The following is a 14,104-nucleotide window of genomic DNA, read 5'->3' as shown; positions in this document are numbered from 1 at the left end:
GTTAAACAGCGTTTCATTTATTCTTTATTCAATTACCATAAATAAAAGACTCGGAACCATCAGGATGTTCTATCCTATCGCCTTGAATAAAAGATTCTGAGCCATCAGGATTCTCTATTCTATTACCATAAATAAAAGATTCTGAGCCATCAGGGTATTCTATCCTATCGCCATAAATACGAGCTTCCCCGTATTGTGGCGCAGAATAAGAAGACTGATTTGCTGCTCTTGTTGAATTCTCTGCCCCTGCCGAAAGAATGGCAACCCAAGAATCCATAGCATTTCTTCTGTCAGTTTCAAACTGGGAGCATCTTTTATGTGCATAAGCAACAACTTTTGACACAATATCCTTGAAATAACCTTTTTTCCTTCTATGTTCATTCTCAATAAAATTAGCAAGAGAATAATAAGTGCGCACCTTATTAAAATCTTTTTCAAGATCTTTGCAGCTGTCAACCTCATCTCGATATTGTTTCCAGGTTATTATTTCACTGTCCAATCCTTTTTTAAGAATTTCATAAGTATTAATTACTAATTCTGGATTTTCTTTTTGCATTTCTAGCATTAATTTATAGCTTTGAACTACTATATTCTTTTCTTCAGCAGACCTAGTCTCAAATTCCAGACTAGACAAAAAACCATCCATCTCCTCAATAATCATATTTATATTTTTCTTAACAGAGCACGGTTCATTCATAAGATTCAAAAGGAAGAAATCTGAATTAGATAAATATTCTTGCTTATGCATATCTAAAACCAATTTTTTATAGGATGTCCCATAAGAAACGCATCCAGCCAATCCTAGGCACATTAGAATGATTAGTATTTTTTTCATAGCCCCATCCTTTAAATAATTTTTTTCATTCTAATTCAAAATAATAGGGGTCTTCTGATTCATCTCTTGCCTTTGATTCCTCATAGGTTTCACCAGATAATAGTTTCTTTAAATGAAGAGCACAATAAGTAACGATTGTAGGATTAAATTCTTCCTCAGAAATTGCCCCATATTTATATTTCTGAGCTAGTTCATTATATTCTTTAAATTTATCTTTAAAAAGTTTATTAAGATAACCTATAAGCTTATAACGTTCTTCATCAGAAATAAGATGCGGTATTTTTCCTATAGGGATTTCAGAGTCATCTTTTCGAAGTTGAGTTATAACCATAATAAGATTCGCTGAGTCCCTATAGAATTGCACCCACGCAACTTCCATATCAGAACTATTCTTGACAATGTCCGAGGTTGTTCCATCTGCTGAGCCATCCAAAATTTTAAGATTCTTCTCCTGCAAAGTTTGAATATAATTAATACCCGCATACAAAGGACCTGCTATCATGTTAATCCTGTTTGAATCTGCAAAGATTCTATCAAAATCCATAGCCACTTTTCTCATATTTACAAATTCCCCTGCCCAGGGATAAAGAACTTCTTTTGCCTCATTTAAATATGAAATATAAGTATTTATATTCTTCATCTGATCTAAAATATTTGATGTTTCCATTTCCGCATACATATTTGCAACCTCTAGCCTGTGCAGGCAATCAATATAATCGTGTAAAAATTGATATGTCTTTAAAGGTTTTTCTATTATATAATCCTCTATTACATTTTCCGTTAAAGAGTCTAGTCGAGAAACACTCAATTCTTCAGCTTCCAACTTTTCTAACATAGCCCTTAGTTCTTCGTCTGTCAGAGAGCTTAAGCTTGATATTTCTTCGTTCTCTTTAATATGAGAATCGTAATACTCGCTTTTTTCTAACATAGCATTTGATTCTTCGGATTCTTCTGCAAAAATATTAAAAACAAATAAATTGAAACATACCAAAACAATTAATAATTTCTTCATAGTCCTCTCCTAATTTTATCACTTAATATTCCACCAAAGATTTCTTAAATGTCTAATAGCTATATTTTCTGGCTTTTTATATTCATCAATTTCTGATTCTAAAACAAAAAATATCCTTTTATCTCCATGCCTTATATAAACCTCTTTAACTTTTTCAAGCTCTTCTTTTCTAGAAAAAGGTGATGTTGCATATACCGCTATCACTTGTTTTGGATTAAGTATATAGCTGCCTGCAATACCATCATTGCCTACAACTCGAGGATTTTCTAAGACATAAATAGATCCGTCTTCCATCTCAACCCTGTAGGAGAGTATTTTAAAATTAATCGCAGTTTTTGTATTATTTGTAACTCGAAAAACAAAATCAAAAGGCTCTATAGATTCGTCTACGCAAATATGACCTGAAAGAATGCTTTCGTCATAAGACCATAAACACCTTCCTTCAGCTCTGCTACCTATGAAGCTCGTAAACAATAAACAACAAAAAACAATTAATAATTTCTTCATAGCCCTCTCCTTTTCCGAACCCTTCGCAACAATCTTTTCTATTAATATTTACTTGTCTTTACATATTCATTCGTAACAATCTCAGAATCGCTCATATTAATATAATGATCACATATTTTTTCACCTTTTACAAAATCAAATGCATCAACAAAGATTGCATCATCCTCGGGGTGAATCGTTATCTGAGAAACTTTCTCCTTTCCTCCAGGGAAAAACCCTATATTACAATCTATCTTCTTCTTTTCATCAATCATCACTTGCAAGTAAGTTGTTGGGTATGCTCCGCCCATGCCATTGCCTGCGGGAGGATAAAGCGTCAAAACTGTATCAATCTTATGTTTCCCAATTACAGCACTTCTTTTAAAAGTTCTCGCCTCTCCTGCATGAAGTTCCCCATGAACAAAAATATCTTCCTTAGCTAATTTTTCCCAGTTATCAGATACATAATCAACATATTCCACGCTACGCACAAAACTATCTGAAATTGTTATTTTTCCTAATTTAGGCTGGTATCGATACTCAATATAATTATGATACATATCAGCAACGGATTCTGAACAAAAAACTAAAAAACAAAATATTAGCCCTATTATTATTTTCTTCATTACACTCAATCTCCCTTTACCAAAACTTTATTCTCCAAAAATCCTTTTATATTTTTTTGGATAAGTTTGTTTAAAAACCTCTATTACCTCTACTGGCATCCAGCTCTCAAGGAGAACCTTAGGATCTTCTCCGTTATCAAAATCTCCATCCATCACAGCTATAGTCTTAAAAACAATTCCAATTCCGCCCATCTCTCTAAAAGTTCCCTTTCTTAACCCGATATAAAGAGTCTTATCTATCTCTTTAGCGTAATAAACAGGATGTCTCTCAACGATAGTTCCTTCTTGTCTATGAATCTCGATCAAGGCTCCCAAAATCTTAATTTTATCTTCCTGAGAAAGACCAACCCACGCAAGCAACGTATCTTTCTCTTTTATTTTTTCTCTAAAATACTCTTCACCATGATCAGCTGGAACAAAGTCTTTTTCAATCGCAAGACCCAAAAGCTCTTCTTGTGTAGGCTGAAATTCAGGATTAATATCTACAGCTTGAAAAGCATGCACATAAGAAGTAAAGAATAAAAGTATTGCGATAAAAAAGTATTTCTTCATTTCATCACCTTAAATCTTTTATAAGACAAGTTCGTATAATATAAGTATTACAATAACAGCCCATAAAAGTTTTTTAATCGATTCTACAAGCTTTCTGTTCTCTTGATAAAAAACCTTCAGGTATTCAAGAATTTTCTGAGATTCTGTTTTGTCTTCCAGCTGCCTATAATTACGCAAGAAATAAAAAACATTCTGCTTGCTATCGGAAGTTTTCTGATAATAAAGCTCTCTGAACTCATCTTCCTGCTCTCTCCTTGCCCCAAACGGTAAGAATTCTGGCATATTAAAATCACCAGAATCAATCTCATTTAAAATAATTTTCATTAGGGTGTGATGTAAATTCTTATTTCTCAATAAATATCCATTAGTGTACCCATCGTTAACTTTTAAAATCTTACCTAATTCTTTTTCAGTTAATGCCTTTAGCTCAACACATCTAATGCTTATTATTTCATACGGGTCATTTATTCCTTTTTCAAACAATTCATTGTAGTTCTGAAATAACGTTTTTTCTTCAGCTAAATTCCAAAACAATTTAGCTCTAAATAAATCATACTTTCTATCAATTAACTTCTCGTACATATACAATTTTAGATCCTGATCGCCATAAAAAGAATCTAAATAATTACTGACAATATCAGGATCAGATTCAAGCCACTTAAAAACCAGCTCACAAATCTTTTTATTTCCTGATACTGTAAAACAAGCATCTAACCCATCTGTATACGAATCGTCAAGAAAACCCTTTTTTGAGTCTTCTATATATTCTTTATTAGTAAAAAAAGAAAGAATTAGTTCTCTTCTTCCATCTTCATCCTTTAACTCATCGCAATCTGGGTCTATTAATTTCTCAACAAAATCACTACTATATTTAAATGACCTACAATAAGCAAGTTTCTCCATAAAGCTTAAACTCTTAAAATCTTTGCCTTCCAAAAATAATCCTTGGCTCTCAATCATTTTAGCTCTCATCAACTCATCACCATCATTATAAAGCCTTATCAAGCTCTTATCGTCAATGGAATTGCTATTCTCAACTAAAATAATCTTATCTATTTTATTCTCTCCAGAAACAATAAAATTCTCAAGATGTTCATATACTCGAGATGTCAAAGAATTATTCACTAAGTCTGAAATTAGTTTTTTCTTCTCCTCTAAGGGCAAAATATTAAATAAATATTCAATTTCTTTTTTTGTATACTCGTTACAAACTACAAACTTTTCTATTTCATAGATCATCAATTCCTCCTTTTAGAAGTCTAATTTCCCTAACGCCTCATCTACATGCTTCTTTGTAAGGTGGCTATATATCATGGTTGTATCAATATCAGAGTGACCCATTAATTTCTTCATAAAGCTCCTCTATTTTTTGTTTCTTCACAATAATCTTTCGCTTTCTTTCTTGCAGCTGTAAAACCAATTAAACTAAAAGTTTCATTGTTCATATCAAAATATTTTATAAATTCTTTCGGTTCAACAATTTTTAAATTTAGCTCATTTCCCTTAATAAGAAAATTAGTAAAATCCTCTTTCGCTACAAAATTAGTGAATGTCATTATGGTAATCGATCCCGTATTTTTAGAAAATACATTAACACTAATCTGAAATTCTACACCATCAACTTCAATGCTAAAAGTAACTGGTTCTCCATCAAAATCTTTTACTTTTTTATCAAAAGATCCGAGAGATATCAAAAGAATATCTGTGTCACAATCCTTAGTATTCTTTAAGAATCCAAATTGATGCCCGTGAACAACCGTTCCATGGGCATAAAATAAAACCCTTCCTCCGCTAAACGGCTGAACATTCCAATCTTTAATCGTCCATTCTTGAGCGAAAGACAGTACTGGAAGAAGCAATAAAGCTAATATGATTAATAATTTATTCATCAGAATTTTCTTTTTTCTTATTTTGAGATTTCGATAGCGATTTCAATATCTTCCTACCTGAAAAATACCAACTTATTCGCCCCCATATATCAAAATAGGCGCTTGCGATCTCAATCTCGCTATATCTCTCTGCCAGCATACTTTTAATCCATCGTCCCCTGGAAACAGTATCATTTTCTTTATATGCCATTTCATATCTATTCAATTCACTAATTCCGAGCTTTTCTTTAATTTGCTTAATATCACACCTTATTTCTAAGAAAAATCTTTTTATGCCAACATAAACAATAATTAAAAAAGCTAAACAAAGCATCTTATCCATATTGTTCCTCCACTTATTCTCTAAAATAATTTATTTCATTCTACTCCTCACCCAAAAAACAAGCAAGGTTCAGAAATTTAACTTCTCAACCGCATCATCTACATGTTTCTCCGTAAGATGACTATAAATCATAGTTGTATCAATATCGGAATGACCCATTAATTTCTTCACTGTAGCTAAATCTACACCCTTCATAACTAAGTGTGAAGCAAAAGTGTGCCTAAGAGCATGGATCTTAGTAATCTCTGGAAATCCACATTTTTTAGTAAGACTCATTAATTTCTTACGAAGGCGATTCTGAAATATTTTCTTCCCTTTTTCATCAGGAAAAACATATTTACTATTCTTAATTTTATTCCTCTGTTTTTGAAGCACATCACACAAAACATCATTAATAGGAATTTCTCTCTCATTCGTTTTCGGAGACCATCCATCTTTTTCAATAATACGGATCTTTCTTCTTTTAAAATCAACATTGTCCCAGCAAAGATTCTCAAGCTCACTCTTACGCATTCCTGTATTTAAGAATGTAAAAAGTATTGCCCTAAACCAATCATCTGCCTTGTCGAGCAAAACCCTACACTGATCATCTGTTAAGAACTCAGGAGAAACTTTCTTAGTTATTTTTAGCTTAGATACGCCGTCTGTTGGATTTTCTTTTGAATAACCCCATTGTATGGCTAAGCGAAGCATCATCCTTAAAACAACCATTTCTGCATTAATAGTGCGGTTCTCTGCACCATCTCCTTTTCTAAACCCTTTGTAATCTTCAAAAATCTTCGGGGTGAAATGAGAAATCTTTTCTAAATGTGAATAATCAGTCTTTAAAAATCTTTTAAAATTATTAAGTATCGCTCTATACCTTTTCTGCGTAGAAAGAGCAACATTAGTTTTGCAATATGCTTGAAAATCAAATAGTAACTTGTGAAGGGTTGAATCTTTTTGATCAAAACCTAATTCTTTACGAGCTAGCTTAACTTCAAAATCTTTCAATGCAAGCTCTGCCATCTTTTTAGACTTGCCGACAGCCTTACGCCTCCTGCGACCATCAACACGATAGTCTATAAAATATGCGTTTCCTTTTTTGCGAAGTGTTGCCATTGTTCTTTGTTTCAACTTTCTACATGAAAGCCTATTTCTTTTTTCTGTTTTTCAGGCTCTGAATGCAATTTTCTAATCAAATCAATTATTGCCCTAATATCTCCATCATGCTTCCCTATCCTATTCTCAATCTTTTTCAATTGACTAGCTAATTCTTTATGAATAAAAGTTAATTGTCTCAACTGCGTAAATGTCCTCATAATTGTAATATTAACCCGTATCGCCCGATCGCTATTTAAAACACTCGAGAGCATAGCAACACCTTGTTCGGTAAAGGCAAAAGGTAGTTTCCTTCGACCACCCCAACTTGATGTCGCAAATTGCGATTTCAAGACCTGAAATTCATCCTTTGATAATTGAAACATAAAATCATCTGGAAATCTCTTAACATTCCTTTTGACTTGTTCATTCAAACGACTAGTCGTTACTCCATACAATTGAGCCAAATCTTCATCAAGCATTATTTTCTGCCCTCTGACAATATAAATCATGCTTTGAATAATTTCTTGAGAAGTTGAAATAACTTTTATTTTCTTTTTTACCATTTTCTAACCTCCAGATTGGTTATTCTGAGATCACATTGTGACTTCAAACAAAAAAGGCAACCCTCCGCTAAGAGAATTGCCTTAAAATTAACTAATAAATTTGTCTCACTATTTCCTCACATTTTCATGGGCACCATCTGGGCACCAAGCCTATGTGAAAATATTACCACTCTTGTAAACTACTGTCAATCAATATGTTTATGACACTAATAAATAGAATGGTGGAGGTGCGGGGAATCGAACCCCGGTCCTTGGGATACCTAATAAAGGCCTCTACATGCATAGTTTGTTTTTTAAAATTTCACTTTGATCACTTTAAACAAACAAACATTATCAAAGCTAGCCTTTAAATCTCACTTTGCCAACAAAGGCGATCAACAAAGCCAGCCTATTAAATAACCTTTCTCAAAACCCATAGACAAAATCTTGAAAAAGGGCCCTATTTATTTAAACAGGGACTGTTTCGCCAGCGAAGATTGGTTCAACAATCTCGTTAGCTTTCGCAATTAGATTATCTGCGTTTATTATTTGCCTAGATGATTAACGAGGCCAACTAGACATCCTCGGCATGCCACCAATATCGGGTGAAGCTCAAGTCGAAGCCTTGTCACCCCCCTTTTAAAGAACGATAAATCAATGCCGAATTTCATATATTATTCAAAAACGGAATACAGCATTAAACACTGTAATCACTAATGTTATACAAAAAAGTCAACATTAGTGATTACAGTGTTTTAATTATAGCTTATTTCTGATGTTTTTCAAGAAATGGTTACGAACGAGGCTTATAGCTACGCACTGCGCGATCAACTTGCTTGTCAAGATCACGTTTCTTTATTGTTTCACGCTTATCAAAAAGTTTTTTACCCTTCACAAGCCCGATTTCAACTTTGACAAAATTGCGCGCATTAAAATAGATTTTTGTCGGTATGAGCGCAAGACCTCTCTGGGTCATGCGACCTAAAATCTTTTTGATTTCATTCTTATGCAAAAGGAGCTTGCGCTTTCTATCTGCTTCCAAATTAAGATAGCTAGCCTGAACATATGGATTAATATGAAGATTATAAAGAAAAATTTCATTGCCCTCAATGCGGGCAAAGCTATCTTTAAAATTTATCCCATCATCTCGAATTGATTTAACTTCGCTGCCAGATAACGCAATCCCGCACTCCCATTGATCAACAATAAAATAATCACGAAACGCTTTTTTATTTGTCGCTACTTTTCTGGCTTTCATGTTTAAAATCCTTTAGAAATTTCAATGTATACTGTTAAGAAAATTGGCGTTGCCAAAAGCCCCAAAAGATGCCCGTACAAAATAGCCTTGCTGATAATTTTCTCCTCAGTATGAAAATACTTCGAAATAACGACGAGTGTCGTCGCACTAGGAACAACCGATTCTAAAATAATCAAAAACCCAACCAGGCCTTTTATCTTTAAAAGAAAAACAACCAAGAGTGCTAGCAAAGGAAGAAAAATAACTTTTGTTAAAACAGCGAAAACAATCTCTTTTTTATATTCTTTAATTTTAAGACTCATACCTGCAAGATTTGCACCAACAACTAAAATCGCAATCGGAAGCGCGCAGGCTCCAAACATTTCAACCGATGACATCATAACGCCAGGCACAAACCCTTGTATATTAAAGAAAATAGCAATCAATGAAAAAACTGTTGCCAGCATCGGTGGATTAAACACATCTTTTAATTTTAAAGTTTTTGCATCTTTTCCTGTCACAAGACAGACGCCGAGTGACCAAATCGCCAAATTAAATCCAGCTAAAAAAAGAAAAATATACACATACATTTGCCCTGCTTCACTAGGACTCAACACTTGCGTAGCAACAATCAAAGGAATATAGCCTGCGTTCTGAAATGATGTCAGAGCCAAAATTTCATTCTTCACGCGCGTATTCTTAGAAAAGCTCGAAACAATCTTACCAAGCAAAAACCCACCAAGAGTAATCGCAAAGCTTAAAAGAGGAAAAAACCACCAATTTTCATACTCAGAAAATGAAAAACTATCTACAAACTCTGAAAAAATCAAACAAGGCAAAAATATATAAACCAAAAGCTTGCTTAATGTTTTTAAATTTTCCTCTTTAATAACACCTTTTTTCCCAAGAATGTAACCAACCGATCCTGTAATGAAAATCTGTAGCGTCGCTAACCCAATGCTTTGAAACGATATATTTAACATTTATCTTTTTCCCGTCAAAATTTTAATAAAACACGCTAACTTAATAAAATTCATCTATTTCCTAAATTAGAAAATTTAATTAAGAAGCAGTATAACAACGACATTATACCACAATGATATTCTCACGCAATTCCTTGACTAAAAAACCGATAATGCAAACAATTGACACATCAAAGTTTTATCGATATACTTTTAAAAAAGACGCAACAACAAATTCAACATAAACAAAAGAATTCCAGAATGCAACAAGCACAACTCTTTATTATTGGCGCAGGCCCAGCTGGATACACCGCAGCTTTTTTAGCTGCCGATAAAGGCCTAAAAGTCACCCTAATTGACTCAAGCGGAAAACTAGGTGGCACCTGCCTTCATCATGGATGCATCCCATCTAAAGCTCTTTTGCATGTTGCTAAAATTATTTCAACGGGCAAAGAAGCCTCGAATCTAGGCGTTACCTTTAACGCGCCTTCTTTAGATCTTGAAAAAATCGCATCTTTTAAAAACAAAGTTATTACACAGCTAAACGGTGGGCTCAATCTACTGCTTAAAAAACGCGGCATCACTCTGATTGAAGGTATTGCTTCATTTTTAAACGAAACATCACTTGAAATAAAAACACCGGACAAAACAATCACGCTTAGCTTTGAAAAATGTATTATTGCAACAGGTTCTTTACCAGCTAATCCATTTGCTGATGCTCAAAAAGATGATCGTGTTATTTTCTCCAAACAAGCACTAGAATTAAAAACTATTCCTAAAAAACTTCTAATTATCGGCGGTGGATATGTTGGGCTGGAAATGGCAACAATCTATTCAAGCTTCGGCTCAGAAGTAACTGTTTGCGAAATTGCACCAACCCTTTTACCTGGCGGAGATCAAGACGCTATCGCTGTGCTATCTAAAAAGCTTTCAAAAACGTTATCCAATATTCATGCTTCAACCGCTGTTGAAAGCTATCAAAAAACAGACCAAGGTATCTTGGTTGTTTTTAATGGACCGCAAGAAAACATTTTTGAGGATACATTTGATCAAGTTCTCATTGCCGCAGGACGCATCCCAAATACAAAAAATTTAAATCTTTCAAATGCAAACATCTCCCTAAATGAAAACGGTTTCATTGAAATTGATAAAAAAAATCAAACTCCAACTAAAAATATTTACGCCATCGGAGATGTTTCAGGCGGACTTCTTTTAGCGCACAAAGCTTCCGATGAAGCGCATCGCATCATTGAACTCATTTCAAATCCATCTTATGAGCAAGCACCAAGAACAATCCCCTGTGTTATTTTTACAGATCCAGAAATTGCATGGTGTGGCGTAACTGAAGTCGAAGCTAAAGAAAAAAATATGGAAATAAAAATATCTAAGATTCCAATGCTGACCAACGGCCGCGCACTTGGCATTAATCAGAGAGATGGATTTATAAAATTAATCTTTGATTCTAAGCTTGGAAATATCATAGGAGCTGTTGTGGTTGGCCCTGAGGCAGGAGAACTTATTGGCTCAATCAATCTAGCCATTCAAAATCAATTAACAACAAGGCAATTTGCCGAGACTGTCTTTCCTCATCCATCACTATCAGAAACATTAAAAGAATGCGCCCAAAGCTTTCTAGGCACCAGCGCTCATTTTGTTACGAACTAGAAACAGGAAAACGCAAATAAAAACGCACACCTTTTTGTTTTCCTTCCATATTCTCAACACTAATAATACCGCCGTGATCTGCAATTAAATCTCGACATAGCGCAAGACCGATCCCTGTTCCTTTTTCTCGATTAGATACAAATGGCTCAAAAACATATTTCATCTGGTCATCCGTTAAGGTCGACCCTGTATTCTCAAAAATAACAAAAACCTCATTGGCTGAAGAGTCAAATCCAGAAATCATCTTGATATATCGCTTTTCTCCTCTAGGCAAATCTCCCATGGCTTCTAGCGCGTTAATAATAATGTTCATAAATGTTTCCTGGAGATGCACTGCATCAGCATGCACTTTAGGAAGGTTCTCTTCACGCTCAAAATCCCAATTCACACGTTTAATACGAAGCTCGTCTCTTACAAGCCGCAAAGCGCGATCCATGCAATCATTAACATTAACATTTTCTTTCTTCACTTCCTTATGACGCATCAAATCCATCAAATCATTAAGCATCTCCTTGATATATGTCGATTGTTCAAGAATAAGATCAATGGTCTTATAGCGTGGATCTTTTTCATCCGTGTTGCTCCGCATAAACTTTACAAGTCCATGCATAGCTGTAATCGGCTGACAAATCTGATGCAAAATACCTGCAGAAAGAGAAGAAAAAATAGCAGCCTTACCAACATCCGCCAATTTAAGCTTTATATTTTCAGCTTCTTCTTTAGCGGCCTCGGCCTCTGCCCCTTTCAAGCGCACTTTTGTACCCAAAGCCCGAAGCTCAAGCAAAAACGCAGCATTATGATATTTTACAAGAGCATACGACATAACAACAATCGCAAGAAACAAGCATATCGGGCCTAAAGGATAAATGCTAATACCATAATTATTGAGTATGGTAATATTGCTTAGCGTTGTCAAAACAAAGGCTACCATCACAAGTTCTAATTTTCGTTGATACGGAAGATCCGATTGTCGTCTCCGAGGAAGCTTGAGAAACTCAAGATAATGATGCAAAATATTAAAAAGCGCATAAGTAAAACAAGAAAAGCTAAAAACAAGAAACAACCACTGCGGCTCTTGGGCTTTTGGAGAAAAACCCCAGGAATATTCAACAATACCATTAAAGAATGGATCCCTCAAAGACTTAATCAAAAGCAAAATAACACCAAAATATGCCATCCAAAGAAAATATCTCTTTCTCCTGTAGTGATTGGTCACCACAATAGAAAGATGCAACAACGTCGTTGGAACCAAAATCATGCTCAAAAAGATAACGCGTCCCCAGAAAAAAGTTACTGTATCGACCCAAGCACTTAAACCAAGAGCAAAACCCAAAAACCAAAGGGCAGAGCTCACATAAAAATAAAAAATAGAACGATGAAAACTAAGGCGTGCGCCCAACCCCAAAATAAAAAGAGAAAAGAAGAATGCAATGCTGAAGAAAACAAATGGAATCAACGAAGAAATATTAAAATAATAATACGGTGATTGGATAATATTTATAAGATTTGTCATTTTTTAAATTATAACACAAAAGACTAAAAAACGTATTTTTGCTTAAGTTTTATTTTGTCTCTATTTTTATTTGAGCGCCATCGCCTACGCCAATATTATAGGCATCAGTAAATCCAGCATTAACTTCCAAAACATATTTTGTCAATTCATCAGACCCATAAGTCGGGCACAACCCAGATAAACATGGCGGCGCATTCTTTTTGATATAAACAACTTCGCCAGCACTATTAAACCAAATCATATCCAAAGGAATCAATGTATTCTTCATCCAAAAATTTGCTTTAGACGGTTCAGGAAAAATAAAAATCATTCCCTTATCTTTATCTAAATGCTCACGATACTGCAACCCCTGAGATAGCTGTTCTGGAGTCTGAGCAACTTCCACCACCACGCATGTCGAGTCAAAACATACTTTCGATATCTGTTGCTTGCAGCCAGCAGTCAAGCTTGATATTAAAAACAATCCAACAATAAACATATGCTTCATCATAATGTTCCTTCCTCTTCTGTTAAGCGAACGTAATCTTGAAACGTCGTCTCACCTGTAATTTCTTGATTAACCGTTGAAATGCGTTGTGTTGTATACGGATGCGTTCTCCAATAACTAAATCTACGAATTGGCTTTTTCGCATTAATTTCATGTAATTTTTCTAAGAATTTCTTCATTTCTTCAGGATCATAACCAGCCTTTTTCATATATTTAACAGATAAGCGATCTGCCAAGAATTCATCCTCTCTTGAATACCCCGTAAGAATTGATCCAAATGCTAAATTTATTCCTGGCGCCATTTTTGAGTTCCCTGACGTAATCGCCATAATTTGTAACAAATTATATCCATATTGGGCTTGCAACCTCTTCATGGCATGTTTAGCTGTAATATGACCAAATTCATGAGCAATAACACCGGCAAGTTGATCATCATTATCCACAACATCAATCAAGCCCTTATACACATAAATAAATCCGCCTGGAAGCGCAAAAGCATTCACTTCGTCTTTGTTAATCACTTGAACAGTATAAAAAATCTCTGAACGATCACAAACTTCTTTAATCCGTTTTTCAATTCTCGACACCCGCTCATTGATATCAACATCTGTATTGATTTCGAATTCTTTATTGATGCTTCGCGCAATAGCATCTCCAATAGCAACCTCTTTTTCTGTGCTAAAAAGGAGCGTCTCTTGTTTTTGTGTTGCCAAATTGTACTCGGTGGATACGCATCCTGCTAAATATAAACACATTAAAAGTGTTAAGATTTTTACTCCAAACTTTTTTAGCATCTGTGTTAGACGTGCCATTGGAAGACCGACCACATTAAAATAACACCCTTCAATTCTTTTGATAAAGAATGCACCTCTTCCTTCAATATCAAAACCCCC

At 34.6% G+C, this 14,104-nt stretch carries 16 protein-coding genes and 1 other RNA gene; 1 reads left to right on the top strand and 16 read right to left on the bottom strand.

Translation table 11 applies throughout. The features are described 5' to 3' along the window. Positions 1-28 precede the first annotated feature (28 nt). The 13 genes from PHY73_05480 to PHY73_05420 form a co-directional block, all read right to left on the bottom strand. Positions 29-835, bottom strand: a complete 807-nt coding sequence (locus PHY73_05480; GenBank protein ID MDD3375155.1) for a hypothetical protein — start codon at positions 833-835, stop codon at positions 29-31. A 25-nt stretch (positions 836-860) separates the two neighbouring features. After that, positions 861-1,847 carry a hypothetical protein gene (locus PHY73_05475; protein MDD3375154.1) on the bottom strand — a complete coding sequence of 329 codons (987 nt, stop codon included), beginning with the start codon at positions 1,845-1,847 and terminating at the stop codon, positions 861-863. A gap of 18 nt (positions 1,848-1,865) precedes the next feature. Then, a complete protein-coding gene (locus tag PHY73_05470) occupies positions 1,866-2,354 on the bottom strand; it encodes a hypothetical protein (GenBank protein ID MDD3375153.1) in 489 nt (162 codons plus the stop codon). A 41-nt stretch (positions 2,355-2,395) separates the two neighbouring features. Continuing rightward, a complete protein-coding gene (locus tag PHY73_05465) occupies positions 2,396-2,959 on the bottom strand; it encodes a hypothetical protein (GenBank protein MDD3375152.1) in 564 nt (187 codons plus the stop codon). A gap of 27 nt (positions 2,960-2,986) precedes the next feature. After that, positions 2,987-3,511: a hypothetical protein gene (locus tag PHY73_05460; GenBank protein ID MDD3375151.1), complete on the bottom strand. Its 525-nt coding sequence runs from the start codon at positions 3,509-3,511 to the stop codon at positions 2,987-2,989. 18 nt (positions 3,512-3,529) lie between these two features. Then, on the bottom strand, positions 3,530-4,750 hold the full coding sequence (locus tag PHY73_05455; GenBank protein ID MDD3375150.1) for a hypothetical protein: 1,221 nt from the start codon (positions 4,748-4,750) through the stop codon (positions 3,530-3,532). A gap of 110 nt (positions 4,751-4,860) precedes the next feature. Then, complete coding sequence (locus tag PHY73_05450) at positions 4,861-5,400, bottom strand: hypothetical protein (protein ID MDD3375149.1); 540 nt, start codon at positions 5,398-5,400, stop codon at positions 4,861-4,863. Next, positions 5,393-5,722 (bottom strand): hypothetical protein, encoded by a 330-nt coding sequence (locus PHY73_05445; protein ID MDD3375148.1) that lies wholly within the window; start codon positions 5,720-5,722, stop codon positions 5,393-5,395. Before PHY73_05445 ends, PHY73_05450 begins: the two co-directional genes overlap by 8 nt. A 69-nt stretch (positions 5,723-5,791) precedes the next feature. Then, positions 5,792-6,823 carry a tyrosine-type recombinase/integrase gene (locus tag PHY73_05440; GenBank protein MDD3375147.1) on the bottom strand — a complete coding sequence of 344 codons (1,032 nt, stop codon included), beginning with the start codon at positions 6,821-6,823 and terminating at the stop codon, positions 5,792-5,794. An 11-nt stretch (positions 6,824-6,834) separates the two neighbouring features. Then, positions 6,835-7,368, bottom strand: a complete 534-nt coding sequence (locus tag PHY73_05435; protein ID MDD3375146.1) for an ORF6N domain-containing protein — start codon at positions 7,366-7,368, stop codon at positions 6,835-6,837. A gap of 219 nt (positions 7,369-7,587) precedes the next feature. Then, positions 7,588-7,983: a transfer-messenger RNA gene (ssrA, locus tag PHY73_05430) on the bottom strand. 157 nt (positions 7,984-8,140) lie between these two features. Further along, positions 8,141-8,605 (bottom strand): SsrA-binding protein SmpB, encoded by a 465-nt coding sequence (gene smpB, locus PHY73_05425; GenBank protein ID MDD3375145.1) that lies wholly within the window; start codon positions 8,603-8,605, stop codon positions 8,141-8,143. A 2-nt stretch (positions 8,606-8,607) separates the two neighbouring features. Next, entirely contained in the window at positions 8,608-9,567 is a 960-nt protein-coding gene (locus tag PHY73_05420; protein MDD3375144.1) for an AEC family transporter, read from the bottom strand. 240 nt (positions 9,568-9,807) lie between these two features. On the opposite strand from PHY73_05420, the gene lpdA reads away from it, so the two are divergent. Then, positions 9,808-11,211, top strand: a complete 1,404-nt coding sequence (gene lpdA, locus PHY73_05415) for a dihydrolipoyl dehydrogenase (protein ID MDD3375143.1) — start codon at positions 9,808-9,810, stop codon at positions 11,209-11,211. Here the strand turns inward: lpdA and PHY73_05410 are convergent. The 3 genes from PHY73_05410 to PHY73_05400 form a co-directional block, all read right to left on the bottom strand. Next, positions 11,201-12,724: an ATP-binding protein gene (locus tag PHY73_05410; GenBank protein MDD3375142.1), complete on the bottom strand. Its 1,524-nt coding sequence runs from the start codon at positions 12,722-12,724 to the stop codon at positions 11,201-11,203. The genes lpdA and PHY73_05410 overlap by 11 nt on opposite strands. A 49-nt stretch (positions 12,725-12,773) precedes the next feature. After that, entirely contained in the window at positions 12,774-13,214 is a 441-nt protein-coding gene (locus tag PHY73_05405) for a DUF192 domain-containing protein (protein ID MDD3375141.1), read from the bottom strand. Continuing rightward, on the bottom strand, positions 13,211-14,104 hold an 894-nt coding region (locus PHY73_05400), incomplete at its 5' end, for a M48 family metalloprotease (protein ID MDD3375140.1). The genes PHY73_05400 and PHY73_05405, both read right to left, overlap by 4 nt.

The sequence above is a fragment of the Candidatus Omnitrophota bacterium genome (genome assembly GCA_028693815.1).
Classification (GTDB): Bacteria; Omnitrophota; Gorgyraeia; order Zapsychrales; family Aceulaceae; genus Aceula.
This window is presented reverse-complemented; position numbering and strand designations above follow the sequence as displayed.

Coding starts and splice junctions, on each gene's coding strand:
- PHY73_05480 (MDD3375155.1), bottom strand. CDS start 835: ATGAAAAAAATACTAATCATTCTAATGTGCCTAGGATTGGCTGGATGC.
- PHY73_05475 (MDD3375154.1), bottom strand. CDS start 1,847: ATGAAGAAATTATTAATTGTTTTGGTATGTTTCAATTTATTTGTTTTT.
- PHY73_05470 (MDD3375153.1), bottom strand. CDS start 2,354: ATGAAGAAATTATTAATTGTTTTTTGTTGTTTATTGTTTACGAGCTTC.
- PHY73_05465 (MDD3375152.1), bottom strand. CDS start 2,959: ATGAAGAAAATAATAATAGGGCTAATATTTTGTTTTTTAGTTTTTTGT.
- PHY73_05460 (MDD3375151.1), bottom strand. CDS start 3,511: ATGAAGAAATACTTTTTTATCGCAATACTTTTATTCTTTACTTCTTAT.
- PHY73_05455 (MDD3375150.1), bottom strand. CDS start 4,750: ATGATCTATGAAATAGAAAAGTTTGTAGTTTGTAACGAGTATACAAAA.
- PHY73_05450 (MDD3375149.1), bottom strand. CDS start 5,400: ATGAATAAATTATTAATCATATTAGCTTTATTGCTTCTTCCAGTACTG.
- PHY73_05445 (MDD3375148.1), bottom strand. CDS start 5,722: ATGGATAAGATGCTTTGTTTAGCTTTTTTAATTATTGTTTATGTTGGC.
- PHY73_05440 (MDD3375147.1), bottom strand. CDS start 6,823: ATGGCAACACTTCGCAAAAAAGGAAACGCATATTTTATAGACTATCGT.
- PHY73_05435 (MDD3375146.1), bottom strand. CDS start 7,368: ATGGTAAAAAAGAAAATAAAAGTTATTTCAACTTCTCAAGAAATTATT.
- smpB (MDD3375145.1), bottom strand. CDS start 8,605: ATGAAAGCCAGAAAAGTAGCGACAAATAAAAAAGCGTTTCGTGATTAT.
- PHY73_05420 (MDD3375144.1), bottom strand. CDS start 9,567: ATGTTAAATATATCGTTTCAAAGCATTGGGTTAGCGACGCTACAGATT.
- lpdA (MDD3375143.1), top strand. CDS start 9,808: ATGCAACAAGCACAACTCTTTATTATTGGCGCAGGCCCAGCTGGATAC.
- PHY73_05410 (MDD3375142.1), bottom strand. CDS start 12,724: ATGACAAATCTTATAAATATTATCCAATCACCGTATTATTATTTTAAT.
- PHY73_05405 (MDD3375141.1), bottom strand. CDS start 13,214: ATGATGAAGCATATGTTTATTGTTGGATTGTTTTTAATATCAAGCTTG.